Origin of the sequence: Sphingomonas quercus (genome assembly GCF_018863195.1) — a bacterium.
Taxonomy (GTDB): Bacteria; Pseudomonadota; Alphaproteobacteria; order Sphingomonadales; family Sphingomonadaceae; genus Solisphingomonas; species Solisphingomonas quercus.
This window is the reverse complement of the sequence record NZ_JAHKRT010000001.1, coordinates 53,721-78,045: the sequence shown is the minus strand read 5'-3', so window position 1 is coordinate 78,045 and position 24,325 is coordinate 53,721. Positions and strand designations below refer to the sequence as shown.

23 protein-coding genes, 2 tRNA genes and 1 pseudogene are annotated in these 24,325 nt (G+C 67.9%); 12 read left to right on the top strand and 14 right to left on the bottom strand.

Going from position 1 to position 24,325, the window contains the following annotated elements:
- Positions 1-27: 27 nt before the first annotated feature.
- Positions 28-327 (top strand): hypothetical protein, encoded by a 300-nt coding sequence (locus tag KOF26_RS00365; RefSeq protein WP_216318253.1) that lies wholly within the window; start codon positions 28-30, stop codon positions 325-327.
- 27 nt (positions 328-354) lie between these two features.
- Here KOF26_RS00365 and KOF26_RS00360 read toward each other — a convergent pair whose 3' ends face one another.
- From KOF26_RS00360 to KOF26_RS00345, 4 genes and pseudogenes are all read right to left on the bottom strand, one after another.
- Positions 355-1,626, bottom strand: a complete 1,272-nt coding sequence (locus KOF26_RS00360) for a metal-dependent hydrolase family protein (protein ID WP_216318249.1) — start codon at positions 1,624-1,626, stop codon at positions 355-357.
- A gap of 20 nt (positions 1,627-1,646) precedes the next feature.
- Positions 1,647-2,953: pseudogene (pncB, locus tag KOF26_RS00355) on the bottom strand (nicotinate phosphoribosyltransferase).
- 52 nt (positions 2,954-3,005) lie between these two features.
- Positions 3,006-3,428: a hypothetical protein gene (locus KOF26_RS00350; RefSeq protein WP_253200895.1), complete on the bottom strand. Its 423-nt coding sequence runs from the start codon at positions 3,426-3,428 to the stop codon at positions 3,006-3,008.
- 5 nt (positions 3,429-3,433) lie between these two features.
- Entirely contained in the window at positions 3,434-3,616 is a 183-nt protein-coding gene (locus KOF26_RS00345) for a hypothetical protein (protein ID WP_216318246.1), read from the bottom strand.
- 182 nt (positions 3,617-3,798) lie between these two features.
- Between KOF26_RS00345 and KOF26_RS00340 the strand changes: the two genes are divergently transcribed.
- A complete protein-coding gene (locus tag KOF26_RS00340) occupies positions 3,799-4,401 on the top strand; it encodes an NADPH-dependent FMN reductase (RefSeq protein WP_216318243.1) in 603 nt (200 codons plus the stop codon).
- 76 nt (positions 4,402-4,477) lie between these two features.
- Positions 4,478-5,182: a glutathione S-transferase N-terminal domain-containing protein gene (locus KOF26_RS00335; RefSeq protein ID WP_216318239.1), complete on the top strand. Its 705-nt coding sequence runs from the start codon at positions 4,478-4,480 to the stop codon at positions 5,180-5,182.
- 265 nt (positions 5,183-5,447) lie between these two features.
- Here the strand turns inward: KOF26_RS00335 and KOF26_RS00330 are convergent, their stop codons facing one another.
- Positions 5,448-6,065: a trimeric intracellular cation channel family protein gene (locus KOF26_RS00330; RefSeq protein WP_216318237.1), complete on the bottom strand. Its 618-nt coding sequence runs from the start codon at positions 6,063-6,065 to the stop codon at positions 5,448-5,450.
- A gap of 105 nt (positions 6,066-6,170) precedes the next feature.
- Here KOF26_RS00330 and KOF26_RS00325 point away from each other — a divergent pair, with 105 nt between their 5' ends.
- A complete protein-coding gene (locus tag KOF26_RS00325) occupies positions 6,171-6,974 on the top strand; it encodes an SGNH/GDSL hydrolase family protein (RefSeq protein WP_216318234.1) in 804 nt (267 codons plus the stop codon).
- Positions 6,975-6,988: 14 nt separating this feature from the next.
- On the opposite strand, the gene KOF26_RS00320 is transcribed toward KOF26_RS00325, so the two are convergent.
- Positions 6,989-7,064: transfer RNA gene (locus KOF26_RS00320), tRNA-Thr, on the bottom strand.
- Positions 7,065-7,297: 233 nt separating this feature from the next.
- Here KOF26_RS00320 and KOF26_RS00315 point away from each other — a divergent pair.
- On the top strand, positions 7,298-7,846 hold the full coding sequence (locus KOF26_RS00315; RefSeq protein WP_216318231.1) for a hypothetical protein: 549 nt from the start codon (positions 7,298-7,300) through the stop codon (positions 7,844-7,846).
- Positions 7,847-7,906: 60 nt separating this feature from the next.
- Complete coding sequence (locus KOF26_RS00310; RefSeq protein WP_216318228.1) at positions 7,907-8,071, top strand: hypothetical protein; 165 nt, start codon at positions 7,907-7,909, stop codon at positions 8,069-8,071.
- 110 nt (positions 8,072-8,181) lie between these two features.
- Here KOF26_RS00310 and KOF26_RS00305 read toward each other — a convergent pair whose 3' ends face one another.
- Complete coding sequence (locus KOF26_RS00305) at positions 8,182-8,916, bottom strand: extensin-like domain-containing protein (protein ID WP_216318226.1); 735 nt, start codon at positions 8,914-8,916, stop codon at positions 8,182-8,184.
- A 65-nt stretch (positions 8,917-8,981) separates the two neighbouring features.
- Between KOF26_RS00305 and KOF26_RS00300 the strand changes: the two genes are divergently transcribed.
- Positions 8,982-9,842: a class I mannose-6-phosphate isomerase gene (locus KOF26_RS00300; RefSeq protein WP_216318223.1), complete on the top strand. Its 861-nt coding sequence runs from the start codon at positions 8,982-8,984 to the stop codon at positions 9,840-9,842.
- A 42-nt stretch (positions 9,843-9,884) separates the two neighbouring features.
- Here KOF26_RS00300 and KOF26_RS00295 read toward each other — a convergent pair whose 3' ends face one another.
- From KOF26_RS00295 to KOF26_RS00285, 3 genes are all read right to left on the bottom strand, one after another.
- Positions 9,885-10,607, bottom strand: a complete 723-nt coding sequence (locus tag KOF26_RS00295) for an NUDIX hydrolase (RefSeq protein ID WP_216318220.1) — start codon at positions 10,605-10,607, stop codon at positions 9,885-9,887.
- A gap of 39 nt (positions 10,608-10,646) precedes the next feature.
- Complete coding sequence (locus tag KOF26_RS17460) at positions 10,647-11,978, bottom strand: putative bifunctional diguanylate cyclase/phosphodiesterase (RefSeq protein WP_253200986.1); 1,332 nt, start codon at positions 11,976-11,978, stop codon at positions 10,647-10,649.
- A 1,197-nt stretch (positions 11,979-13,175) separates the two neighbouring features.
- Positions 13,176-13,251: transfer RNA gene (locus KOF26_RS00285), tRNA-Ala, on the bottom strand.
- A gap of 225 nt (positions 13,252-13,476) precedes the next feature.
- Here KOF26_RS00285 and KOF26_RS00280 point away from each other — a divergent pair.
- Entirely contained in the window at positions 13,477-14,466 is a 990-nt protein-coding gene (locus KOF26_RS00280) for a DUF2171 domain-containing protein (protein WP_216318211.1), read from the top strand.
- A 54-nt stretch (positions 14,467-14,520) separates the two neighbouring features.
- Here the strand turns inward: KOF26_RS00280 and KOF26_RS00275 are convergent, their stop codons facing one another.
- The gene (locus tag KOF26_RS00275; RefSeq protein ID WP_216318207.1) at positions 14,521-16,305 is read right to left on the bottom strand and encodes an ABC transporter transmembrane domain-containing protein; all 1,785 of its coding nucleotides are present in this window, start codon (positions 16,303-16,305) and stop codon (positions 14,521-14,523) included.
- A 194-nt stretch (positions 16,306-16,499) separates the two neighbouring features.
- Between KOF26_RS00275 and KOF26_RS00270 the strand changes: the two genes are divergently transcribed.
- Together KOF26_RS00270 and KOF26_RS00265 are read left to right on the top strand one after the other, a co-directional pair.
- Positions 16,500-17,738, top strand: a complete 1,239-nt coding sequence (locus KOF26_RS00270) for a polyhydroxyalkanoate depolymerase (protein ID WP_216318204.1) — start codon at positions 16,500-16,502, stop codon at positions 17,736-17,738.
- Entirely contained in the window at positions 17,728-19,227 is a 1,500-nt protein-coding gene (locus KOF26_RS00265) for a tetratricopeptide repeat protein (RefSeq protein ID WP_216318201.1), read from the top strand. Before KOF26_RS00270 ends, KOF26_RS00265 begins: the two co-directional genes overlap by 11 nt.
- Here the strand turns inward: KOF26_RS00265 and KOF26_RS00260 are convergent.
- Both KOF26_RS00260 and KOF26_RS00255 read right to left on the bottom strand, forming a co-directional pair.
- Positions 19,224-21,002 (bottom strand): cation:proton antiporter domain-containing protein, encoded by a 1,779-nt coding sequence (locus tag KOF26_RS00260; RefSeq protein ID WP_216318198.1) that lies wholly within the window; start codon positions 21,000-21,002, stop codon positions 19,224-19,226. The two genes, KOF26_RS00265 and KOF26_RS00260, sit on opposite strands and share 4 nt — an antisense overlap.
- A 121-nt stretch (positions 21,003-21,123) precedes the next feature.
- Positions 21,124-22,344, bottom strand: a complete 1,221-nt coding sequence (locus KOF26_RS00255) for an NADP-dependent isocitrate dehydrogenase (RefSeq protein WP_216318195.1) — start codon at positions 22,342-22,344, stop codon at positions 21,124-21,126.
- Between the two features lie 128 nt (positions 22,345-22,472).
- Here KOF26_RS00255 and KOF26_RS00250 point away from each other — a divergent pair, with 128 nt between their 5' ends.
- Together KOF26_RS00250 and KOF26_RS00245 are read left to right on the top strand one after the other, a co-directional pair.
- The gene (locus KOF26_RS00250; protein ID WP_216318190.1) at positions 22,473-23,207 is read left to right on the top strand and encodes a phosphatidylserine decarboxylase; all 735 of its coding nucleotides are present in this window, start codon (positions 22,473-22,475) and stop codon (positions 23,205-23,207) included.
- A complete protein-coding gene (locus KOF26_RS00245; protein WP_216318186.1) occupies positions 23,204-23,995 on the top strand; it encodes a CDP-alcohol phosphatidyltransferase family protein in 792 nt (263 codons plus the stop codon). Before KOF26_RS00250 ends, KOF26_RS00245 begins: the two co-directional genes overlap by 4 nt.
- Here the strand turns inward: KOF26_RS00245 and KOF26_RS00240 are convergent.
- Positions 23,964-24,182: a hypothetical protein gene (locus tag KOF26_RS00240; RefSeq protein WP_216318183.1), complete on the bottom strand. Its 219-nt coding sequence runs from the start codon at positions 24,180-24,182 to the stop codon at positions 23,964-23,966. The genes KOF26_RS00245 and KOF26_RS00240 overlap by 32 nt on opposite strands.
- Positions 24,183-24,325 lie beyond the last annotated feature (143 nt).

Genomic DNA, 24,325 nt, shown 5'->3' with positions numbered 1-24,325 from the left:
CGTTCTTCGGTTTTCAGGAGAATGACGATGCCCAGACACATGCTGCTGATCGGGGCGGGCCTTATCGCCACCGCGATGTCCGCCCCCGCATTCAGCCAGACCGCGCCGCAAGCGCCGGGCGGAACCACCTATCCGACGCGGCCGGGCGATACATCCATGTCCGGATCGGCCGCGACGAGCGCCGACCAGCCCATGGCGCCCGATACTTCCGGAACGCGCATCACCGCTGACGGCAACCGCAGCCCGGACCCCAACAACGCCAACGGCCCGGTTGCCGCGTCCGATCCGAAGGCGAAGACCGGCAAGTCGAAGCAGAAGCCGCAATAATCCTCCGGCGCGATCGCCCGAGCGGGGTCACAATCCCGGCGAGACGATCGCGCCGCCCTTCATCACCATTCGCACGCGGCGTACCGCCGCGATGTCCTGGGTCGGATCGCCGGCGACAGCGACGAGGTCGGCGAGCAGCCCGGCTTTCACCGCGCCGAGCCGGTCGGACAGGTGCAGCCAGCGCGCATTGCCCCAGGTGGCGGCGGCGAGGACTTGCGCCGGGGTCATTCCGGCGGCGGCCATAAGCTCCATTTCGCGCGCATTCTGGCCGTGGGCAAATACGCCGACATCCCCGCCGACGCACATCGGCACGCCCGCCTTCAGCGCGAGCTGGAAGCTCCTGCGGTTGATCTGCACCGCGGCCGGCGCCGGCTCGCTGCCGTCCCAGCCGCGATAATGCGAGGTGGCATCGGACGCCGCGAGGGTCGGGCATAGCGCAATATTCTTCGCCGCCATCGCCGCGAAAATCTCCGCTGTGCCACCATAGCCATGTTCGATCGTGTCGACGCCGGCGGCGACGGCGCGACGCATGCCCTCGGCGGTCGAGGCGTGGACGGCGACGGGCCGGCCGGCATCGTGAGCGGCGGCGACGGCCGCCTTCATCTCGTCGCTGCTGAGGGTCGGGCGGCTGTCCTCGCCGGGGCGCCAGCGATAATCGGCATAGAGCTTCACCCAATCGGCGCCGGCGGCGATCTGACGGCGCACGGCGGCGACGATGCCGTCGACGCCGGACACTTCCTCGGCGCCCTGCGGAATCGCGACCCCCGGCTCGAAGCCCTTGGGGCCATAGGCGCCGAGCGCGACGATGGCGCGGGTGGCGACGGCCATGCGCGGGCCGGGGACGATGCCCTGGTCGATCGCCTCCTTCAGCCCGACATCGGCATAGCCCGCGCCCTCGGTGCCGAGATCGCGGGCGCTGGTGAAGCCGGCGAGGAGCGTGGCCTTCGCATTGGCGACGGCGCGCGCGGTGCGCAACGCCAGCGGCTCGTGCAGCACCTGATCGTCCCAACTCGTCTCGTTATAGGGATGGAGGAACAGGTGATCATGCCCCTCGATCATGCCGGGGATCAGCGTGTCGCCGGGCAGGTCGATGGTGCGTGTCCCGGCCGGCGCCGACAGCGCCGGCCCGACCGCCGTGATCCTGTCGCCGGTGACGAGCACCTGCCACCCGGCGTGGACCTTGCCGTCGATCCCGTCGAAGACGCCTGCCGGCTTGAGCAACAGCGGCGCGGGCGCAGCGGCGTGCAGCGCGCTGCCCGCGCCCAGCAGCAATGATGTCGCGATCGTCAACCAGCGCATGCCCACCCCTTTTTCCGTGTTCAGACCGCGACCGGCGCCGGTCGGCGGCCATCCTCGCCGAAGATGCGCAGATAGCGCGCGATCTCGGCGGGATCACCCGTCGCCTTGGCCGGATTGTCGGAAAGCTTCACCGCCGGCCGGCCATTTGCCGCGACCACCTTGCAGACAAGCGAGATCGGATCGAGTCCCGCCGTCTCGAACGGCGCGCAGCCGCGGAAATCATTGGTGAGGTTGGTGCCCCAGCCGAAGCTCAGCCGCACGCGCCCGTGGAAATGGCGACAGGTCGCCTCGATCGTGTCGACGTCCATGCCGTCGGAGAAGATCAGCAGCTTGTCGCGCGGATCGCGGCCCTTGTCCTGCCACCAGCGGATGATCTGCTCGCCGCCCGGGATCGGCGGCGCGCTGTCCGGGCGGAAGCCGGTCCAGTCCGCCACCCAGTCGGGGGAGTGGCGGAGGAAGGCGGCGGTGCCGAAGGCATCCGGCAGGGCGATGAGGAGGTTGCCGCCATAATGATCGCGCCAATCCTCCAGCACGCGATAGGGCGCGGCGGCGATGCCGGCGTCGTCGGGCGCGAGCGCCGCCTCGACCATCGGCAATTCGTGCGCGTTGGTGCCGATCGCCTCAAGGTCGGCGTCCATCGCCAGCAGCACATTGGATGTGCCGATGAAGCGATCGCCCAGCCCCTCCTTCAGTGCCTCGACGCACCAGCGTTGCCACAGGAAGCCGTGCCGACGCCGCGTGCCGAAATCGGACAGGACGAGATCGGGCAGGCGCCGCAGCCGCTCCACTTTCTCCCACAGCTTCGCCTTGGCGCGGGCATAGAGCACGTCCAGCGCGAAGCGGCCGCGATCCTTCATCGCGGCGCGAGAGCGCAGCTCGTTGACGATGGCGAGCGCGGGGATTTCCCACATCGTGCTGTGCGTCCACGGGCCGTGGAAGCGGAGCCTGTATTGCCCGTCCTCCTTGCGAAGCTCGTAATCCGGCAGCTGGAAGTCGGCGAGCCAGGCGATGAACCCGGGGCTGAACATCTGCCGCCGCCCGTAGAAGCTGTTGCCGGCCAGCCAGATCAGCTCCTTCTTGGTGAAGCGGATGGTGCGGGCATGATCGAGCTGCGCGCGAAGCTCGGCCTCGTCGATCACCTCGCCGAGGCGCACCGAGCGCGAGCGGTTGATCAGTTCGAACGTCACCGCCACGTCCGGGTGGAGATGGCGGATCATCTGCAACATCAGCAGCTTGTAGAAATCGGTGTCGAGCAGGCTGCGGACGATCGGGTCGAGCCGCCAATTATGATCATAGGGGTGCGGGTGGCGATATCAGTGAGGGCCATGGCGCCCTTCATGCCCGAAGGCGGCGGCCGACACCATGCGGCCGGCGCTGCCTCAGCGCCTGCGCGGCTGGGCTCGCTTATAGGGGACGAAGCGATCGAGGATCACGAACCCGCCGGGGATGCGAGAAAAGCGGTTGGTCAACCTTACCGTGTCCATCCGGCACAGCTGGCTGCCGAAGGTGCGGGTGACGAGGATATCGTCATCATGGAGCAGGTCGGCCGAGGATTGAGGGCGGTTGATATAGAGCGTCCGCCCGGAGCCGTAGACGATGGCGGTGCCCTCGATGATCCGGCTGGAACCGGTCGACGGCAGGCTGATACAGTCGACCGGCTTGCCGGCAACGCGCCCGTCGAGCAGCTTGGCCAGCTCAGCTTCGCCATCGGCCTTGGAGCGCGGCGCGGCGGCTGTGGCCGTGGTCGCCAAGGCCACGCCCGCCAGGCCGGCGATCAGGATGCGGATGATCGGTGCGTTCATATCCGTTAGTTCCGCAGCAATGGCATTGGTTCACGTCGCTGCGCGCGCGGCGGCTGCATCGCAGCCTCGTGCCGGCGCTGTTCCTCGGCAAGCGTCAGGCCGCCAATCGGCATCGGCGGAACATGCTCCACCGCTATGGTCTCGTCCACGGAGATCTGTCCGCCGGAAAAAAGGCCCCATATCGCCATCGTCCGTCTCCCATGCCTGTCGGAACGGATACGCCCAAGCGCCGCCTGGGTTCCAGATGTTATTAAAATCACTGAGAAAAAGGCCGGATGAGATGGCGCCGTGGCCGTGTCGAAAATCGTCTATTCCGGAGCGTCCCCCGCGCGGCTAGACCATCACTCCGTCGACACAAAGGAGCTCCCCCATGTCCCGGCACAAGATCGCGATCGTCGTCGGCAGCCTGCGCAAGGGCAGCGTCAACCGCAGGATCGCGCTGTCGATCCAGTCCTTCGCGAGCACCACGTTGGAATGCGAGATCGTCGAGATCGGCGATCTGCCGCTCTACAATCAGGACCTCGATGGCGAGCCGCCGGCCGCCTATGTCCGCTTCCGGGAGGCGATCGCGGCGGCGGAGGGCGTGCTGTTCGTGACGCCGGAATATAATCGCGGCGTGCCGGGCGCGCTCAAGAACGCCATCGACGTCGGCTCGCGCCCCTACGGCGCCAGCGTCTGGGACAAGAAGCCCGCCGCCATCGTCAGCGCCTCGCCGGGCGGGATCGGCGGCTTCGGCGCCAATCACCAGCTTCGCCAGCTCTGCGTGTTCCTGAACATGCCGACGATGCAGCAGCCCGAAGCCTATCTCGGCAACGTCACCGACGACAAGTTCGACGCGGACGGCTGCCTGAAGGAGGGGCCGCTCAAGGATGTCGTCGTCCGCATTGCGGATGCTTTTGCCGGCTGGGTGGGGCTGATCCTGCGCGGTCGTGCCGTCATCGCCGAGGACGAGGCGCACAGCGCGCCGGCCTGAGCACGGCGCGACATCCTGTTCGGCCGTCGTGCCGAACGCCATCGAACTCTCCCGCTGCCCAAGGAAGAACTGCCCGATGACCGACCTGTCCGCCTTCGAAATCACCCGCCGCTGGCCCGCGCAGCATCCTGATCGCATCCAGCTCTACTCGCTGCCGACCCCCAACGGGGTGAAGGCGTCGATCATGCTGGAGGAGACGGGGATTCCTTATGAATGGCACCTCGTCGATTTCGCCACGGACGATCAGAAGAGCAGCGAATTCCTCTCGCTCAACCCGAACGGCAAGATACCCGCGATGATCGACCCCGACGGCCCGGGCGGCGAGCCGCTGCCGCTGTTCGAATCCGGCGCGATCCTGCTTTATCTGGCCGAGAAGTCGGGCAAGTTCCTGCCCGCCGATGGCGCCGCGCGCTGGCAGGCCATTCAGTGGCTGATGTTCCAGATGGGCGGCGTCGGGCCGATGTTCGGGCAGGTCGGCTTTTTCCACAAGTTCGCCGGCAAGGACTATGACGATAAGCGCCCTCGCGATCGCTATGTCGCCGAGGCGAAGCGGCTGCTCGGCGTCATGGACGGCTGGCTGGCCGGGCGCACCTGGTTCCTGGGCGAGGACTATAGCATCGCCGATATCTCAATGCTGGGCTGGGTGCGCAACCTGATCGGTTTCTACGAGGCGGGCGAGCTCGTCGGCTTCAAGGACTTCGCCCATGTCGGGGCGTGGCTGGATCGCGGGCTGGCGCGGCCGGCCGTTCAGCGCGGCCTCAACATCCCGCCGCGCCCCTGAACGGCAAGTCTGTGAATTAACGTTTTCGCAATCCCGGCCCCGATATTCAGAATATCGGGGGACCGGAGTAATAGATATGGCTAATGCCTCAGTTACTTGCCCGTGTTGCGGGACGACCGAGATGTTCTTTCACGGACTTCCCAATGGAAATGGCAGGGTCAGCCGCAAGTGCGGAAGCTGCCGTAGCAATATCAGCATGGAAATTCGGAGCGGCTTCGTGTTCCGGGTGCATCGCTAAGCACCGTAATCGTAAAGCCCCGGGCTTTCAGCTTCCACGGTGTGGTGGCAGAGCGAGATGCCACCGGATCGCGGCGCCGCGCAACGCGAAGCCCACGGATGCGCTGATCAGCATCGGCCAGGGAGCGGCGAGGCCCAGCCCGGTGAGCCCCACGAACGCGCTCGCCGCCAGCAACGCCGCCGTCACATAAAGCTCGTGCCGCATCAATATCGACGGCACGCCGGCGGTGATGTCGCGGATGACACCGCCGATGCAGGCGGTACACACGCCCGCCGCGACAGCCGGGATCGGCGCGATGCCGAAATGGAGCGCCTTGCCGGCACCATAGACGGCATAGGCGGCGAGCCCCGCCGCATCCAGCCAATCCAGCGCGCGCTCGGGCCACCAGCGCAGCGGCACGATCCAGGCGAGCGCGCTCACCCCGACGCAGAGCATCACGGGCGCGGCGTCGTGCATCCAGAAGATCGGCGCGCCGATCAGCACGTCGCGCAACGTGCCGCCGCCGGTCGCGGTGATCAGCGCGAAGAAGCAGGCGCCGACAAAATCCAGCCGCCTGCGCGCGGCGGCGAGCACCCCCGAGGCCGCAAACACGGTCAGCCCGGCGATGTCCAGCCATGGTAGCAGCGATTGGAGCGGCAGGCTCATGGCCTGTTCTGTGGCGGCAATGGCCGCCCGCCTCAATCGTCAATCGATCGGCGCGATTGGCCGTACCGTGCGATGCGCTTATGATCCTTGCCGAGGAGAAAAGGGATGCGACGCGAGGGGCTGGCTATGCTGATGCTGCTGGCGGCGCTGCTGCCATGGCAATCCACGCAAGCGCAGGGAGGGAATGTCTGTCCTCCGCTGCCCGAGGGGCTTGCCCAGCGCAGGAACGCGGCGCCCCCCTTGCCGCCGCCATCGCCCGCGGAGCGCGAGGCCGCCACCAAGTATATGGATTATATCCGCGTGAACGACTGGGCCTTCCTCTGCCGCTATCAGGACGAGAACCGCGCGCTTACGGGCCGGCCGCGCGTCGTGCTGTTCGGCGACAGCATCACGGAGAATTGGCGCGCCTTCGATCCGGGCTTGTTCACCGGCGGCATCGTCGGGCGCGGCATCAGCGGGCAGACCAGTTCGCAGATGCTGGTGCGCTTCTCGCAGGATGTGATCGCGCTGCGTCCGGCGATCGTCCACATCATGGCCGGTACCAACGACATCGCCGGGAATACCGGGCCAACGACGGACCGGCAGTTTCAGGACAATATCCGTGCCATGACCGCGCTCGCCAAGGCGCATGGCATCCGCGTCATCCTCGCCAGCATCCCGCCGGCCGCGGCCTTTCCGTGGAAGCCGGGCATCCGGCCGGCTGCCCGCATCCGCGCCTGGAATGGCTGGCTTCGCGACCTCGCCCGCGCCGAGGGCCTGGTCTATGTCGATTATCATGCGTCGCTGGCCGACGACCAGGGCGGCATGCGGGCGGGACTGGCCGGTGACGGCGTGCATCCCACGCCGGCCGGCTATCGGCAGATGGATCCGCTGTTCCGGCGGGCGCTCGCCCAGGCCGAGCGCCGCTAGGCTGCCCGGAGACATGGTGCCGGGTGTCGGACTCGAACCGACGACCTACCGCTTACAAGGCGGTTGCTCTACCAGCTGAGCTAACCCGGCACGACGCGCTGCGGACCGGCGCCTCATGCGCCAGCCCGCGGTCGGCGTCCAGCCCGATGGCGAACCCTCGTTTCGTCGCAATGCTGTGGATACGTAACCGAACTGCCACATTTCGGCATTGCCAGAGCCCATTTGGCATGATGTCGTGCCCATCGGGGCGGGAGGAGTTAAGCGGCCGGTAACGACAGGGGGCGCATAACCGATTCCGAAGTTAATGAGCGGGTATCGGGGTTATGGGCCAGAAATCTCGGCCGGCGCACGGCGCGCTGAGCCTCCAGGAAATGAAGGAATTCGCCGCCTTTCCGACGGCGACGCAGCGTTACATCCGCCGGTCGCTCGATGTCGGGCTGGAGCGGGGAGACGCGCTGGCCTGCTGGTCGCGCGACACGATCGAGGCGGCGAGCATCAAGGCGCAGGCGCGGGTCTATGCGCGGCTCGATCATGTCCGCCGCGAGCTTCCAGACGACAGCGGCCTAGACACGATCGAGCCGTTTTTCGCGCCACTGGTGACGATGAGCGCGTTCGACCTCGGCCAGGATCGGCTGAACGGCTTCGCCGCCTATCGCTTCCTCTATGAGCGGCTGGTCGGCGCCGGTGTGCGGCCGTGGTTGCCGGCAGCGTTCTGCGCGGCGGCGGCGTTGCCTCATCTCCACCCGGAGCGGCGGCGCGTGCTGCTACAGTCGATCAGCGAGGCGGCGGCGACGGCGCCCGGCTGGTCCGGCCGCGAGCCGTGCTTCTTTCCGGAATGGGTGGACAAGGTCGACACGCGCATGCCCTCCTGAAAGGGCCGGCGCGGATCAGCTATTCCCGTCGAGCCGGCGGCGGCCCCGCCCCGGCGAGGAATGGACGGACAGGCCAAGGTGATTGGCGCGATTGCGCACGGCTTCGCGCGTGCGGCCGAGTTGCAAAGCGATCTCACCAATAAAGTCGCCGCGCCCTACAAGATTTCGCAGAAGATTGTCGTCTTCTTCGTTCCATGGTCGGCGATGGGACGTCCGCGCGACTGATAGATAACTGTCCATAATTCTCTCCCCGTGACATGCCCGTTTATGTTCGCCCTGCTGAACGTGGACGAAATCAGGCAGTCAGCAACGGGAAAGCATCCTTAACGGCGCGGTTATCGGCAGGCACGCCAGCCCATCGCCCCGCGTATCGCCTGGTCGAGGTGGAGATGATCATGGTGGGCGGCGTTGTAATCGGGTGAGAGGGTGGTTGCGAACAGCGGGCAGGCCCCGTCGCGCACCGCGTGGAGGAAGGCGGCGCGGCGACGGCTTTCCTCGCTCTCGCCCGGCCGCCAATCCCGCGCCACGGTGATGCGGCGCCCGTCCGCGAGCCGGAAGCCGGCGATATCGATCGCGTCGGCGGCGGCGTGCTCGCTCCACGCGCCGCTGTCGCGGCCATAGAGGCGCCGGCAGGAATAGCTGCCGAAATGATCGATGCGCCGCAGCTCCGCGCCGAACATGCGGAGCGCCTCGGGACGCACCACCTCGCGTTCCCACACGAACAGCGCGGCCGCGACCGGGCAGGCGACGCCCGGCGCCGGCGCCGCCAGGGTGACACCCGTGGCGACCCGCACGGCATCGTCATAGCCGCATCGCGCGCCGTCCCGCCGTGGCGGCAATGCCGTGACGCGGGCGCCCGCCGCGGCGAGCAGCGCGCGGCAATGGCCCGGTTCGGCATCGCCGAGCGCCGTCAGCTTGCGGCCGGTGAACAGGCCGATCGGCTGGCGCAGGTCGAGCGCCGTCCACGGCATGTCCTGCGGGCGGGCGCGGGTGAAGGCATAAAAGGCCTGAGCGATCAGGCCGACCACCGCGAGCACCAGCATGGCGCGCAAGACGGACACGAAACGCATCGCCTTGCACGACGTTCGGACGTTAAGAGTGTTTCCTGTTAATGTGTTTCCGGGAGTCGTCGTCGATGCCTGCTGTCCGTCTCGAAACCAAGCGCGTCGAAAAGCCCTGGGGCCGCCGTGACCTGCTGCCCGGCTTCGGGGACGTACCGGAGGACGGCGAGCCGATCGGCGAGATCTGGTTTGAGGTGCCCGGTCAGCCCGATCCGGGGCCGGAGCTGCTCATCAAATATCTGTTCACCAGCGAACGACTGTCGATCCAGGTCCATCCGGACGACGCGGCCGCGCGCGCCGCCGGCTATCCGCGCGGCAAGGACGAGGCGTGGGTGGTGCTCGGCGCAGAGCCGCACGCCTCGATCGCGATCGGCACCTTGCAGGTGATGGACCGCGAGGCGCTGCGCGCCGCGGCGCTGGACGGCTCGATCGAGCAGCTTGTCGACTGGAAGGCGGTGAAGGTCGGCGACGTCTATTATTCGCCGGCCGGCACGGTCCACGCGATCGGTCCCGGCCTCACCCTGGTCGAGGTGCAGCAGAATGTCGACCTCACCTATCGCCTCTATGATTATGGCCGCCCGCGGGAGCTTCATCTCGACGAGGGTATCGCCGTTTCCAATCCCGTGCCCTATGTCGCGACGACCATTGCGCGCGAGCGCCATCGGCCGGGACATCTGATCCTCGCCGACGGCCCCGCCTTCGTGCTGGAGCGCTGGCGCTGGCAGGAGCGCGGCACGCTGGCGCCGGCCGCCGGGCGGCCGGTATGGCTGGTGGCGATCGTCGGACATGGCACGGTGGACGGCGAGGCGCTCGAATCCGGCGGCGCCTGGCTGGTCGACGGCCCGGTCGAACTGGACATGGGCGAGGGGAGCGACCTGCTCATTGCCTATGCCGGTGCTGGCGTGGTCGATGATCTGTGGCAGCCGGGGGCCTGAGCGCACCGGTTATGCTCGGCACGACGAAAGGCGGGCGCAGCCTCAGCTTCGCCGCGCCCGCGCCAGCGGCTCGGCGGTAACGGGATAGCCGAGGTCATCGGGAATGGTCAGCCAGTCGCCATCCGGGCGGCGCTCGACGCGGGGCGTGATCAGGCGCGGCGGATGGCGCCCGGCGTCGGCTACAGCCTCGGCGAAGCTGGCGAATTGCGCCAGCCGCTCGAGATTGCGCCGCGTCGGGAACAGCATCGGGCGGCCGCTCGTCAATATCTCGGCCGCGCTGGCCCAGAAGGCGGCGACGCATTCCGTGCCGTCCGGCTCGGGCAGCGCCGATGTCGTGGTGACGGCGAGATAGAAACGCGCGTCGAAGGCCCGCGTCTCGTGGAAATTCGGCCGCCAGCGCGCGAACGGCACCAGTGCCGCCGGATCGGCGGACAGCCCCTCGGCGGCCAGCAGGGAGGCGAAGGCGCCGCCCCCGCGCAAACCTTCAGCGAGGCGAGCGAGCTGCGGCGGTCCCGGCTCGGGCGTCACGGCGATGGCGAGGCGCGCTTCCTCGATCGTCTCGCGGATCGCGGCGACGCGGGCGGCGGCGTCGCTATCGCGCGGCCCATCCGCCGGCTCGACGCGCCCGCCCGGAAATACCAGGGCGCCTGCCGCGAAGCGCATCGCCGGCGATCGTTCGAGCATCAGCAATTCCGGCGGCCCGCCGACACGTTCGCGCATCACGATCAGCGACGCGGCGGGAATGGGCGCGATCTCGTCCGGCATGGCGGTGCGATGCCCGCCGGCGCCGGCATTGGCAACCGCTCAGGCCTGGCAGCTGTCGACCATCTCCAGCTCGTCCTCCTCGCCATTGGGAGCGGGGCGGCCGATCAGATAGCCCTGCACCTCGGTACAGCCCTCCTCGCGGACGCAGGCATATTGGGCCCGCGTCTCGACGCCCTCGGCAACGGTGGTGACGCCGAGCCGCCGCCCGAGATCGGCGACGGCGCGGACGATGGCCGCGCAATCCGGCCGGCTGGTCGCCTCCTTCACGAAGGAACCGTCGATCTTGATCTTGTCGAACGGGAACAGGCGCAGATGGGCGAGGGAGGAGAAGCCCGTGCCGAAATCGTCCAGCGCCACGCGGACGCCGAGCGCGCGGATGCGACGCAGGTCGCCGATCACGTCGCGGCCCTCGTCGAGCAGCGCCGTCTCGGTGACCTCGACCTCCAGCCGATCGGGCGCGAGTCGCGAATTGACCAGCGCCGACAGGATGTGCTGGGCCACCAGATCGCGGCCGAGCTGGGCGGCCGAGACGTTGACGGCGACGCGCGCGCCATCCTCCCACAAGGCGGCATCGCGGCAGGCCGTCGTCAGCACGAACTCGCCGAGCGCGTCGATCAGGCCGCTCTGCTCGGCGACCGGCACGAATTCGGACGGGGGGATCCAGCCGCGCACCGGATGATACCAGCGCACCAGCGCCTCGCGCGCCGTCACCTGACCGGTCTTGATCGACACGATCGGCTGATAGAAGACGGAAAGACCCTGCCGGTCCTGCAAGGCCTCGCGCAGCTGGCCTTCGAGGAGCACGCGCTCCTGAATGCGCGCCTCCATCTCCGGCGCGAACACCAGCGCCACGCCCTTGCCGGCTGACTTCGCCGCGTAGAGCGCGATATCCGCGCGGGCGAGCAGCAGTTCGCCGGTTTCGCCCTGTTCCGGGGCCAGCGCAATGCCGACCGAGGCGCCGATTCGCACCTGACCGGGGTCAAGATCATAGGGCTCGCTGAGCAGGCCGATGACGCGCACCGCCAGCGCGCGCGCGTCCGCGTCCTCGCTGTGTGGTATCAGCACCGCAAATTCGTCACCGCCGAGCCGGGCGAGGCTGGCGCCCGGCGCCTCGCAGATGCTGCGCAGCCGGTCGGCGACCTGCACGAGCAGCCGGTCGCCGGCGCGATGGCCGCGCGTGTCGTTGACGAGCTTGAAGCCGTCGAGGTCGATGAACAGCAGCGCTGCCGGCAGCCGCGCCTCCAGATGGCGGCGCAGCGCCTCGTGGAAGGTGGAGCGGTTCGCCAGCTGGGTAAGGGCGTCGTAACGCGCGAGATGCCAGATATGCCGCTCCGCCTCGACTTCCTTGGTGACGATCGCCAGCGTCAGCATCAGCCCGATGCGGCTGCCGTCATTGGCGGTTACCGCCGCGAGCTGGAGGTCGACGATCTCGTTGCCGAGTGGCGTGCGGGAATGGAAGGGCAGGCTGGCCGGATCGTCGATGATGCGGCGCTGCCGGTCCGGCACGGCATGGAAGATGTCGGTGGAAGTGCCGACCAGCTCGCTCGCCTTGATCGGCAACAGATGCTCGAGCTGCTCGACGAGCCGGACGGCGGCCTTGTTGGCATAGGTGATGACGAAGCTTGCCGGATCGATGGTCATCGCCGCGATCGGCATGTCGTCGATCATGCGCAACAGCCGGCCCTGTTCCTCGTGCTTCTGCCGCGCCTCGGTGCGGGCGTTGACCATGTGGGTGAAATGCTGGTTCTGGGTGATGACGATGACCACCGCCGCCAGCGTCACCACGAACAGGGTAACCGCCATGCTCTCCAGATTGGCGTTGCCGGTCATCATGAAGAAGATGAAGTTCGCCATTCCGACCAGGGACGCGACGATCAGCGCGGTTGATTGCGCGGCGATCAGGCAGAACATCGAGCTGAGCAGCGTGATCGCCACGAAGAACGCGATGTGCCCCTTGGTGATGTCGTCGGCATAGGGGAAGAGCGTGAAGCACCACACGTTGATCCACGCCGACAGCAGCACGCCGAGCCGATCGGTGCTCCGCAACTCGCGCGTGATGACTTCGGGCGGCGGTACGACGTTTCGCCGCGGCCACCATTGCACCAGCCGCACGCAGCAGACGAGGCTGAGCACGACGGGGATATAGAAGGTCACCAGCGAAGGCGCCTTGCCGATGAACGTCACCGCCAGACCCCAGGTGTTGGCGATGAGGATCGTGTAGAGCAGGGGCACCATCCGCGACAGCGCAATGCGCCGTTCGCGCAGCAGCTCTGGATTGCGGCTTTGCGTCGCGAACAGGGCGGCGACGCTGGCGGCAAGGCGCGCGATCACGGGAGGGCCCACCACGCATCGCCCGTCGTTTCGATCATGATCGCACTCCCCTCAACCTGTCTCCCGTCTAATATATGAATCCATATGAACCGTTAATCGTATTGAGTTCAAACTTTTTCTGTATCAGTAAGCGGAAGAATCGATGAGTATGCGCCGCCGCAGGCGGAGCGCGGAGTATCGGGTTCTGGGGAATGGGGGAGCGCCACGGACTGGCGATCGAAGATTATCCGGCGGGTTTGGTGGAGCTGAGGGGAATCGAACCCCTGACCTCTGCAGTGCGATTGCAGCGCTCTCCCATCTGAGCTACAGCCCCGTACCTGCCGGTGCGCACCCCTTAGCGGGGCTCTCGGCGCGATGCAACGACCGAAAATCTCCCCCCTTCCTTTCTGTGGACGATCCGTCCCCGTGCCGCCACGTCCGGCCCCGCGCGGAGGAACCTGCTCCCCGATTCCCGTGTTTTTGACGGCGTATCTCGGGCCCGCGCCGCGATGATGGCGTGGTCCGGCAGATCACCGCAGAGACGTGGGAGAGAGATGCCATGGGTTATGATGATCGCCGCGGAGGCAATTACGACCGCTACGGGCAGGGCCGAGGGCGCGAGGGCGCCTATCGCGCCGGCCCCGGGCGCGACCGCAGCCCGGATTATGACCGCGGCGGCCGCCCGTCCGACTATGACTATGAGGAGCGCGGGTTCCTCGATCGCGCTGGCGACGAGGTCCGCTCCTGGTTCGGGGACGAGGAGGCCGAGCGTCGCCGCCGCTATGACGAGCGTTACGACGCCCGCTACGGCGACGAAGGCGGTCGCGATCGCGAGCGCGGCTATGGCCGCGATTACGGCGCCCAAAGCCCGGGCCGCGACCGGGGCGGCTACCGCGCCGGCGGCCCCTCAGGCTCCGGAAGCTACGGCGCGAGCTGGAATGATCAGTCGGGCCGCAGCCGGTCCGAAGGGGATCGCGGGCTCGGCGTTTATTCCGCCGGCCGCTCCTCCGGCCGTGGCACCGAGCAGGGTCAGGGCCAGGGTCAGGGTCCGGGCGACGATCATTATCGCTCGTGGCGCGATCGGCAGATGGACGCCTTCGACCGCGACTATGAAGATTATCGCCGGGAGAACCAGTCGCGCTTCGAGAGCGAGTTCTCGAACTATCGCACGCGCCGCCAGTCCCAGCGCCAGCTGCTGGAACAGGTCAAGGAGCATGCCGAGGTGCTCGGCTCCGACGGCCAGCATGTCGGCACTGTCGATCATGTGCGCGGCGACCGCATCAAGCTGACCAAGACCGATCAGTCGGCCGGCGGCCATCACCACAGCATTCCCTCGTCTTGGCTGGAAACGGTCGAGGAAGGGCGGGTGACGATCAGCAAGACCGCCGCCGAGGCCCAACGCCTGTGGCGCGAGGAGCAGGATAATAACGAGCAGCAGCGCCGCGGCGGGCTGTTCGGCGGGAGCGGTGACGATCAGACCAGCCGCGACAATGACAGTGACTGGAGCGGCGGTCGCAATCTCAACCGCAGCTTCTCCGGCACCTATTGACGGGTTGACCGGATCGGCAGGGGTCCGGCGGCGACGCCGGGCCCCCGTGCCGTGTCAGGCGGCCAGGCCTTCGAATTGCAGGCGCGCGAGGCGGGCATAAAGGCCGCCCTGCGCGATCAGTGTGTCGTGACGGCCCTGTTCGACGATCCGGCCGTGATCCATGACGATGATCCGATCCGCCGCCCGCACTGTGGCAAGGCGGTGGGCGATGACCATCGTCGTCCGCCCTTGCATCAGCGACTCCAGAGCGCGCTGCACCAGCCGCTCGCTTTCCGCGTCGAGCGCGGATGTCGCCTCGTCGAGCAGGAGCAGCGGCGCGTCGCGCAGGATCGCGCGGGCGATGGCGATGCGCTGGCGCTGCCCTCCCGACAGGCGCGCGCCGCCCTCTCCGAGATATGTGTCGAGGCCCTCGGGCAAGGCACGCAGGAAATCCACCGCATTGGCGGCGGCGGCGGCGGCCCACAATTCGTCATCCGTCGCCGCCCAGCGGCCATAGCGGAGATTGTCGCGCGCCGAGGCGGCGAAGATCACCGTCTCCTGCGGCACGATGGCGATGCGCGCGCGGATCGCGGCCGGGTCGGCGTCGGGCAGGGCGACGCCGTCCAGCGTCAAGCGGCCGGCCTCCGGATCATAGAAGCGCTGGGCGAGCTGGAAGAGGGTGGACTTGCCCGCGCCGGAGGGGCCAACGACGGCGAGCATCTCGCCGGGCTCCACCGTCAGGCTGAAATTCTCCAGCGCCGACACGTCAGGGCGGGTCGGATAGCGGAAGGTGACGTCCTCGAAGGCGAGCCGGCCCGCCCCGGCCGCGGGCAGCGCCACCGGAGCGGCCGGCGCGCGAATCTCGGCATGGGCGGCAAGCAGCTCGCCAAGGCGGGCGGCGGCGCCGGCGCCGCGCAGCAGATCGCCATAGACCTCGGTCAGCGCGCCGAACGCGCCGGCAACCAGCCCGCCGGTGATGACGAACGCCGCGATCGAGCCGCCGGACAGCCGGCCGCTCGCCACGTCCACCGCGCCTTGCCACATCACCAGCGTGATCGAGCCGAAGATGATCGCGATGACGATCGCCGTCAGCACGGCGCGGAAGCGGATGCGGCGCCGCGCTGTGGCGAAGGCTTCCTCGGCGGCGCCGGCGAAGCGCGCCGCCTCGCGCGGCTCCTGCCCGAATGCCTGCACGATCTTCATCGCGCCGAGCATCTCGGTGGCGATGGTGCCGACGGCGGCGATGCGCGTCTGCGTCTCCTGCGACAGGTGGCGGACCCGCCGGCCGAGCAGGATCAGCGGCACCACCACCACCGGAATGCCGACCACCAGCATGGCGGCGAGCTTCGGCGCCAGCGCGAACAGATAGATCACCCCGCCCACGCCCATCACCAGGTTCCGCAGCGCGATCGACACCGTGGAGCCGATGATCTGCTCGATGATCGCAGTGTCGGCAGTGAGGCGCGAGGCGATTTCCGAGGGGCGGTTTTCCTCGAAGAAGCGCGGCGCCAGCGTCAGCAGATTGGCCTGCACGGCGATGCGCACATCGGCGATCACCCGCTCGCCCAGCCACGACACGAAGTAGAATCGCGCCGCCGTCGCCAGCGCCAATACCGCCACGATCATCAGCAGATAATGGAAATAGGGGGCGACATCGCCGCCATTGGCGATGAAGCCCTTGTCGATCACCCGCTGGAAACCGGACGGGATGGCGAGCGTTGCCGCCGCTGCGACCAGCAATGCGATGCACGCGAGGCTGATCTGGATCGGATAGGCGCGCGCATGATGCCAGACCAGCCGAAGGTCGGAGAGGGAACGACGGGACGTGGCATCGCCCCCGCGACTGGGATTCCGGGCCATCGGCAGGCCCTAGCAGCGGCAGATTTCCCGGGCAATGGCGCGCGCGTCCCGGAACGGGATGGGCAAAAGATGGCTCGATATAATTAGACAGATCGAAAGGATGATGCGTTAAGCCCGTGAACGGCTCTGACGCGGCGGCGGCGGCGCATTAAATGGGTGGCTTGGGGGCCAGACTCGGGACGACGGAATTTCAGATGCTCTATAATGCTTATGATCTGCAGCGTTCATGGCTCGCCGGGGCGAGCATGATGGCGAACCTCGGGTCCGAATGGCTGCAGAGCCCGGTGAACCCGCTCAGCCATGTCGCCATGGGCCCGCTGGTCGCCTCGGGCCTCGATGTGTTCGCCCATGCCGCCGCGGCGCGCGGCAAGCCCGCCTTCGGCTTCACCCATACGACCATCGACGGCCGGGACGTGCCGATCCATGAGGAGATCGTGCTGCGCAAGCCATTCGGCCAGCTCAAGCGCTTTCGCCGGGAAGGGGTGGAGGGCGGCCCGAAGCTGCTGATCGTGGCGCCGATGTCCGGCCATTATGCCACGCTGCTGCGCGGCACCGCCGAGCGGCTGCTGGCGACGCACGACGTCTACATCACCGATTGGCGTGACGCGAAGCTGGTGCCGCTCGAAGACGGCAGCTTCGACCTCAACGACTATATCGACTATCTCGTCGAGTTCCTGGAGAAGATCGGGCCGGGCGCGCACATGCTCGCCGTCTGCCAGCCCTCTGTGCCGGCCTATGCCGCCACGGCTGTGCTGTCGGCGGAGAAGAGCCCCTATCGTCCGCGCTCGCTGACGATGATGGGCGGTCCGATCGACACCCGCAAGGCGCCGACCAGCGTCAACGAGATGGCGATGACCCGCCCGCTGGCCTGGTTCCGCCAGAATGTGCTGGCGACGGTGCCGCTCTACTACCCGGGCGCCGGCCGCCGGGTCTATCCGGGCTTCCTGCAGCTGGCCGGGTTCATGACGATGAACCTCGGCAGCCACCTGATGAGCCATTACGGCATGTTCAAGCACCTCGTCGCGGGCGACGGCGAGAGCGCGGAATCGACCAAGGGTTTTTACGACGAATATCGCTCGGTCTGCGACATGACCGCGGAATTCTACGTGCAGACCATCGATCTCGTCTTCCAGCACCATGCGCTGCCCAAGGGCGAGCTGCTGCATCGCGGCCGCCGCGTCGATCCGGCTGCGATCACCGATGTCGCCATCCTCGCCATCGAGGGCGAGCGCGACGATATCTCCGGCCTCGGCCAGACCAAGGCGGCGCTGGATATCTCGGCCAGCCTCCCCAAGGAGCTGAAGAAATATTACATGGCCAAGGGTGTCGGCCATTACGGCATCTTCAACGGCCGCCGCTGGCGCGAGAAGACCGCGCCGGTGGTCGAAGCCTGGATCGCCGACGCCGAGGCCCGGGCGCGGGATGAGGCCTAAGCCTCTCCTCCTCGCCCTGGCCGCGATCCTCTCCGGCCCAGCGGCCGCAGCCGCCGCACCGATGGAGGTCGCCGCCGCGCTGCAAAAGGCTCAGCTGCTCGCCGCCGACAATGATTGCCCGGCCGCGCTCGCCACGCTCGAACCGCTGCTCGGGGAGACGACCGGGCGGGAGCATGAGGCGGTGCAGGCCGGCCGGCTGCTCTGCCTGCTCCGCGTGGGACGGCTCGACGAGGGTGCCGCCGCCCATCGCGAGCTGCTCGCGGCATCGCCGGACAATCCGGTGGTGCGCAGCTTCGGCCTGCTTCTGGCCGCCGCGCAGGGCCGTTTCGCCGACAGCGCCGACCAGCTCGCCGCCATCGCCACCGACGCGCCGCGCCTGCTCGGCGGCTTCAACAGCCAGCTGTGGACCAGCCTGTCGCGCGAGCTGACCCGCGAGGGCGATTATGCCCGCCGCTATCGCACCGCGCTGGCGCTCGCCCGCGCCAACTGGCAGCCCGCCGACGGCACCGACATCAGCCAGGACCTGTCCGGGGACGCGGTGCGCGCGCTGATCGCGGATGGCAAGGCGGGCGAGGCAGAGCCGTTCCTCGCCGACATCGATCGCCCGGAGGAGCTGCTGCGCATGGCCGGCGAGCGCCGCTACGCGGCCTTGTGGCCGGCGATCGAGGAGCGCCTTGGTCCGCGCGGCGAGAAGGCGATCGGCCGCTTCGCCTCGCGCAGCCTTTCCGCGCTGGCCACCGCCGCCGGCGATCCGCGCACGCGCCGGGAGGCGATCGAGGCGTTCGAAATGCTTAACCGGCACGAGGATGCCGATCTGCTCAGTCGCCAGGTGACGATCGACGAGGCGATGGGGGAGGATGATTTCACGGCCGTTCTCTATGGCGCCGCGGCGCTGGTCGCCTCGGGCAACGCCGATGGCGCGCTCGATCGGCTGCGTGCGCTGGCGAGGCTCGATCCGGACAAGTCGCCGGTCGCCGCCAACGGCCGGCTCTATCTGGCGCGCTGGCTGCAGGATCTTGGCCACAATGACGAGGCGCTTGCCGTCGCCCGCGAGGGGCTGGCCCATCCGCAGCGCTACAACGCGTTCGGGCTGGCCTGGCTGCGCCGCGCCGAGGGCTGCGCACTATACGGCCTCGGCCGGGTGGACGAGGCCGGGGCGAGCATCGCCGCGATCCGCGTCGCCGACAATCCCGGCGCCGCGATCGAGACCATGCTGTGCACCGGGCGCTTCGCCGAGGCGTCGGCCGCCGCGGTTGCCACCTTGTCCGACGCGGAGCAGGCCAGCCGCCTGATCGCCTTTCTCCAGCCCGGCGGCGCGCAGCTCTTCTTCATTCCGACTCCGACTGACGCCGCCTGGGCGAAGCTGGCCGCTGATCCGGCGGTGAAGGCGGCGTTCGCCAGGGTTGGTCGCGCCCTGCCGCGCGATTACTGGCCGGCACCCGGCGAACAGCCGCTGCCGCGGCTGCCGAACCGGGCGAAGACAGTCTAGCCGGCGGCGTCGCGCAGACGGCGTCCGCGCTCGACCGGCGGCGTCGAGAGATTGCCGAGTGCCATGATCTCGGCGCGCTGGGCGGCGCGCTTCTCATGGATCGAGGCGATTACCGGACCCATCGCCACGCCGAGATCGACGAGTACCGCCTCGGACAGCTGCAGGGAGCTTTCCAGCTGCTCCGGCACGGCGTCGGTGGCGCCGGCGCGATAGAGTTCGGCGGCGTGATGCCCGTCACGGGCGCGGGCGACGATGGTCAGCCTCGGAAAGTCCCGCCGGGCGCGGCGCGTCAGCCGTACCTGCTGCACGGGATCGTCCATGGTCAGGACCAGCGCGCTGGCGCTGTCGAGGTGCAGCCGCTCGATCAGCTCCGTGCGCGCCGCATCGCCGAAGATCACCGGCCGCCCCGCGGCGCGCGCCGCCGTCACCGCGTCGATATCGGATTCCACCGCCACCCACGGCCGGCCATGCACGTCAAGCATATCGGCGATGAGCTGGCCGACGCGGCCGAAGCCGATGATGATCGCCCGCGGCGGGCCTTCCTCGGCATGTTCCGGATCGGCGGAGACGGCCTCCCGCCGTTCCACGCGGCGGGCGGCGTCCCGGCCGATGCGGGCCAGCATCGGCGTGATGGTGAGGCCGATCGCCGTCACCGTCTGCCAGAAATTGGCGGTGGAGGGCTGGATGAGCTGGGCGCCGGCGGCGGCGCTGAGCACGATCAGCGTCGTCTCGGACGGCGAGGACATCAACAGACCGGTTTCCGCCGCCATGCCCCGCCGATTGCCGGCCAGCCGCAGCAGCCCGGCGGTGACCAGCGCCTTGATCGTCACCACCGCGACCACCGCCATCGCCAGCTTGTCCCATTCGGCGAGGATCTGGCGCAGGTCGATGCTCATCCCGACGGTGAGCAGGAACACGCCCAGCGCCAGCCCCTTGAACGGCTCGATGATGGTCTCGACCTGGTGGCGATATTCGGTCTCGGCGATGAGCATGCCCGAGAGCAGCGCGCCGACGATCGGCGACAATCCCGCCGCGGTGGTGGCAATGGCCGACATGATCACGACGAGCAGGCTGACCGAAAGGAACAGCTCGGGGCTTTTCGCCCGGGCCGCCTGCGCAAACAGGCGCGGGAGCAGGAAATAGCCGGCGGCGATCAGGCTGACGATCACCGCCGTGCCAACCAGAAACGCGCGCAGGATCGCCTCCCAGCCCGGGTCGGCGGCATAGGGCGCGAGCGTGCCCAGCGTGAAGATGATCGGCACCAGCGCCAGGTCCTCCAGCAGCAGCATCGCGAACGCGGCAGTGCCGACGATGCTGGTGGTGTTGACCATCGGCAGCACCAGGGCGGTGGAGGACAGAGCGAGCGCCAGCCCGAGGCCCAGCGCCCCGGCGGTCGGCTGGCCGAGCAGATAGACGAGCGCGCCGATCGCCGCCGCCGACACCAGCAATTTGGTGACGCCCAGCCCGAGCACCATCCGCCGCATCAGCCATAGTCGCTTGAACGACAGCTCCATCCCGATCGTGAACAGCAACAGCACGATGCCGAACTCGGCATAGGGCTCGATCGCGTGTGTATCGGTGATCGTGAAGAAATAGAGCCAGGGCGCCCGCGGCACCAGCGCGCCCAGGCCGTGCGGGCCGACGAGGATGCCGACGAGGATGAAGCCGATCACCGGGCTCACCCGCACTCGCGTGAAAATCGGAATGACGATGCCCGCGGTACCCAGGATCAGCACGGCATCGCTGAAATGCGCGGAGTTGAGGGGAAACGCCATGCCGGCATCTTTGCGGCATTGGCTGGGGATTTCTACCCTTTGGTAGATAAAAGCAGGCGATCCAACAAAAAATCGGCCGGCATCAGTTTGATGCCGGCCGATCCTGTCGCTGTTTCTCAGGTCAGTTCCAGGCGCCCATCGCCTTTTCGAGATTGGCGCGAACCGCCTCGAAGAATTGCTCGGTGGTCATCCACGCCTGATCCGGGCCGATGAGGATGGCGAGATCCTTCGTCATCTGGCCGGCCTCGACCGTCTCGATGCAGACCCGCTCAAGCGTCTCGGCGAAGCGCACCACATCGGGCGTGTCGTCAAACTTGCCGCGGAACTTGAGACCGCCGGTCCACGCGAAGATCGACGCGATCGGATTGGTGGAGGTCGCCTTGCCCTGCTGGTGCATGCGATAATGGCGGGTGACGGTGCCGTGCGCCGCCTCGGCCTCGATCGTCTTGCCGTCCGGGCTCATCAGCACCGAGGTCATCAGGCCGAGCGAGCCGAAGCCCTGGGCCACCTGGTCCGACTGGACATCGCCATCGTAATTCTTGCAGGCCCAGACGAACTTGCCGCTCCACTTGAGCGCGGAGGCGACCATGTCGTCGATCAGGCGATGTTCGTAGACGATGCCGGCGGCAGCGAACTTGTCCTTGAACTCGGCGTCGAACACCTCGGCGAACAGATCCTTGAAGCGCCCGTCATAGGCCTTGAGGATGGTGTTCTTGGTGGAGAGGTAGAGAGGCCACTTGCGGTCCAGCGCGTAGTTCATGCTGGCGCGGGCGAAATCGCGGATCGATTCGTCCAGATTGTACATGCCCATGGCGACGCCGCTGGACGGGAAGTCGAACACCTCCTCCTCGATCTGCTGGCCGTCGGTGCCGGTCCACACCATCTTAAGCTTGCCGGGGCCGGGCACGCGGAAATCGGTGGCGCGATACTGGTCGCCGAATGCGTGGCGGCCGACGACGATCGGGTCCGTCCAGCCCGGAATCAGCCGGGGGACGTTCTGGATCACGATCGGTTCGCGAAAGACGACGCCGCCGAGGATGTTGCGGATCGTGCCGTTGGGCGACTTCCACATCTTCTTGAGGCCGAATTCCTCGACGCGGGCCTCGTCCGGGGTGATCGTGGCGCACTTCACGCCGACGCCATATTGTTTGATGGCATTGGCGCTGTCGATGGTGATCCGGTCGTTGGTCTCGTCGCGCTTCTCGATGCCGAGATCATAATAGAGCAGGTCGATGTCGAGATAGGGCTTGATCAGGCGTTCGCGAATCCATTCCCAGATGATGCGGGTCATCTCGTCGCCGTCGATCTCGACGACCGGGGTCTTCACCTTGATCTTTGCCATATCGGCTCCACCGTGCTGGAGGTTGGAAAACCCCGCCCGCTTAGGGGTTGCAAGCGTCGTGATCAACGGGCCATGCGATTGACCCACGCAATTGTCAGCCGCCCGACAGGCGCTTAGGGTGCCGCCCCATGACCTCCCTTCCAAAGCCGGATCTCGGCACCCCGACGGTGCGCTATCGCGCGCCCGCCGTTCACCCGGACGGCCGCAAATATGTCGTGATCGCCGCCGCCCTCACGCTGTTCTTCGCGCTGATGGCGTGGGAAACGCTCGCCTGGCCGATGGCCGGCATCACCTTGTGGGTGGCGTCCTTCTTCCGCGATCCGGTGCGTGTCACGCCGCGCGGGCCGGGGTTCATCGTGGCGCCGGCCGACGGGCTGGTGACAATGATCACGCGCGTTCCAGTGCCGCGCGAGCTGGAAGGGCCGGACGGGCTCGGCCAGGAACCGCTGACGCGTGTCTCCATCTTCATGTCGGTGTTCGACGTGCATATCAATCGCGCGCCGATCGGCGGCACGATCCGGCGTGTCATCTATGTCTCCGGAAAATTCCTGAATGCCGACCTCGACAAGGCGAGCGAGGAAAATGAGCGGCAATATATCCTCGTCGAGGACGGGCAGGGGCTGCGCATTGGGTTCACCCAGATCGCCGGTCTCGTCGCCCGCCGCATCGTGCCGTTCGTCAAGGGCGGGGACATGGTCGCGGCCGGCCAGCGCATCGGGCTGATCCGCTTCGGCAGCCGCGTCGACGTGTTCCTGCCCGCCGACACCGCGCCGCAGGTGATCGTCGGCCAGCGCACCATCGCCGGCGAAACGATCCTTGGTGTCGCCGGAATACCCGACGCGCCCGAGGGGATCGCCCAGTGAGCGAGCCGGACCCCGAGGCGCGCACGCGCTGGCGGGACCGGGCGGCGCGCGGCATCCCGTTGCGCGCCGTCGCGCCCAACGCGGTCACCGCGCTGGCGCTCTGCTTCGGCCTGTCCGGCATCCGGTTTGCGGTGGCGGGGGAGTGGGAGAGGGCGGTGGCGACGATGATCGTCGCCGGCGTGCTCGACGGCGTCGACGGCCGCATCGCCCGCCTGCTCAAAGGCGAGAGCCGGTTCGGTGCCGAGCTCGATTCGCTGTCGGACGTGATCGCTTTCGGCGTCGCGCCTTCGGTGGTGATCTATCTCTGGTCGCTACAGGCGCTGCCCCGCTACGGGTGGCTGTTCGCGCTCGCCCATGCGCTGTGCTGCGCGCTCCGGCTGGCGCGGTTCAACGCCCAGATCGAGGCCTCGCAAAAGCCGCACAAGGCGGCCGGCTTCCTCACCGGGGTTCCTGCGCCGGCTGGGGCGGGCGTCCTGTTCCTGCCGATCTATCTGTGGCTCGCCACCGGCATGGACGTGTTCCGCGAAATCTGGGTGGTGGCGCCATGGACGGCGCTCACTGCCTTCCTCCTGGCGTCTTCGCTGCCGACCTATAGCTGGGGCTCGCTCCGCTTGCGCCGCGGCGTGCGTTTCGGCGCGCTGGTGGTCATCGCGATGATCGGCGCTGCGCTGATCAGCGCGCCGTGGGAGACGCTGACGCTGTTGACGATTGCCTATGTCCTCGCCGTCCCGTTCAGCGTGCGCAGCTATGCGCGGTTCAGGCGGTTGCGCGCCGCGCGGCCGATCTGACCGCCGCCGGCCGGGCGATGCCGACCAGCCGCACCCGCGACGGCCAGGGCCGCGGCGCCGGGCGCGGCGGCATCATCGCCAGCGCGTCGAGAATCTTCCCGGCCTCGGCGCGCAGCATCCGCACGATCAGCGTGCCGACGCCAGCGAGCACAGCGGCGAAAAACAGCGTCGAAAACAATTGGGCCATGCCCGGTCTCCGTCCGATCCAACGGAATTTCCGTGGAATTTATCTGGAACGCCAACCCCCTGCCGGCGCCATGCGTTCCTTATGTTCCCTTTTTGTTCTTATGACAAGGCTTGATTTAAGTCGCGGCCGCCAGTAAGGGGCCC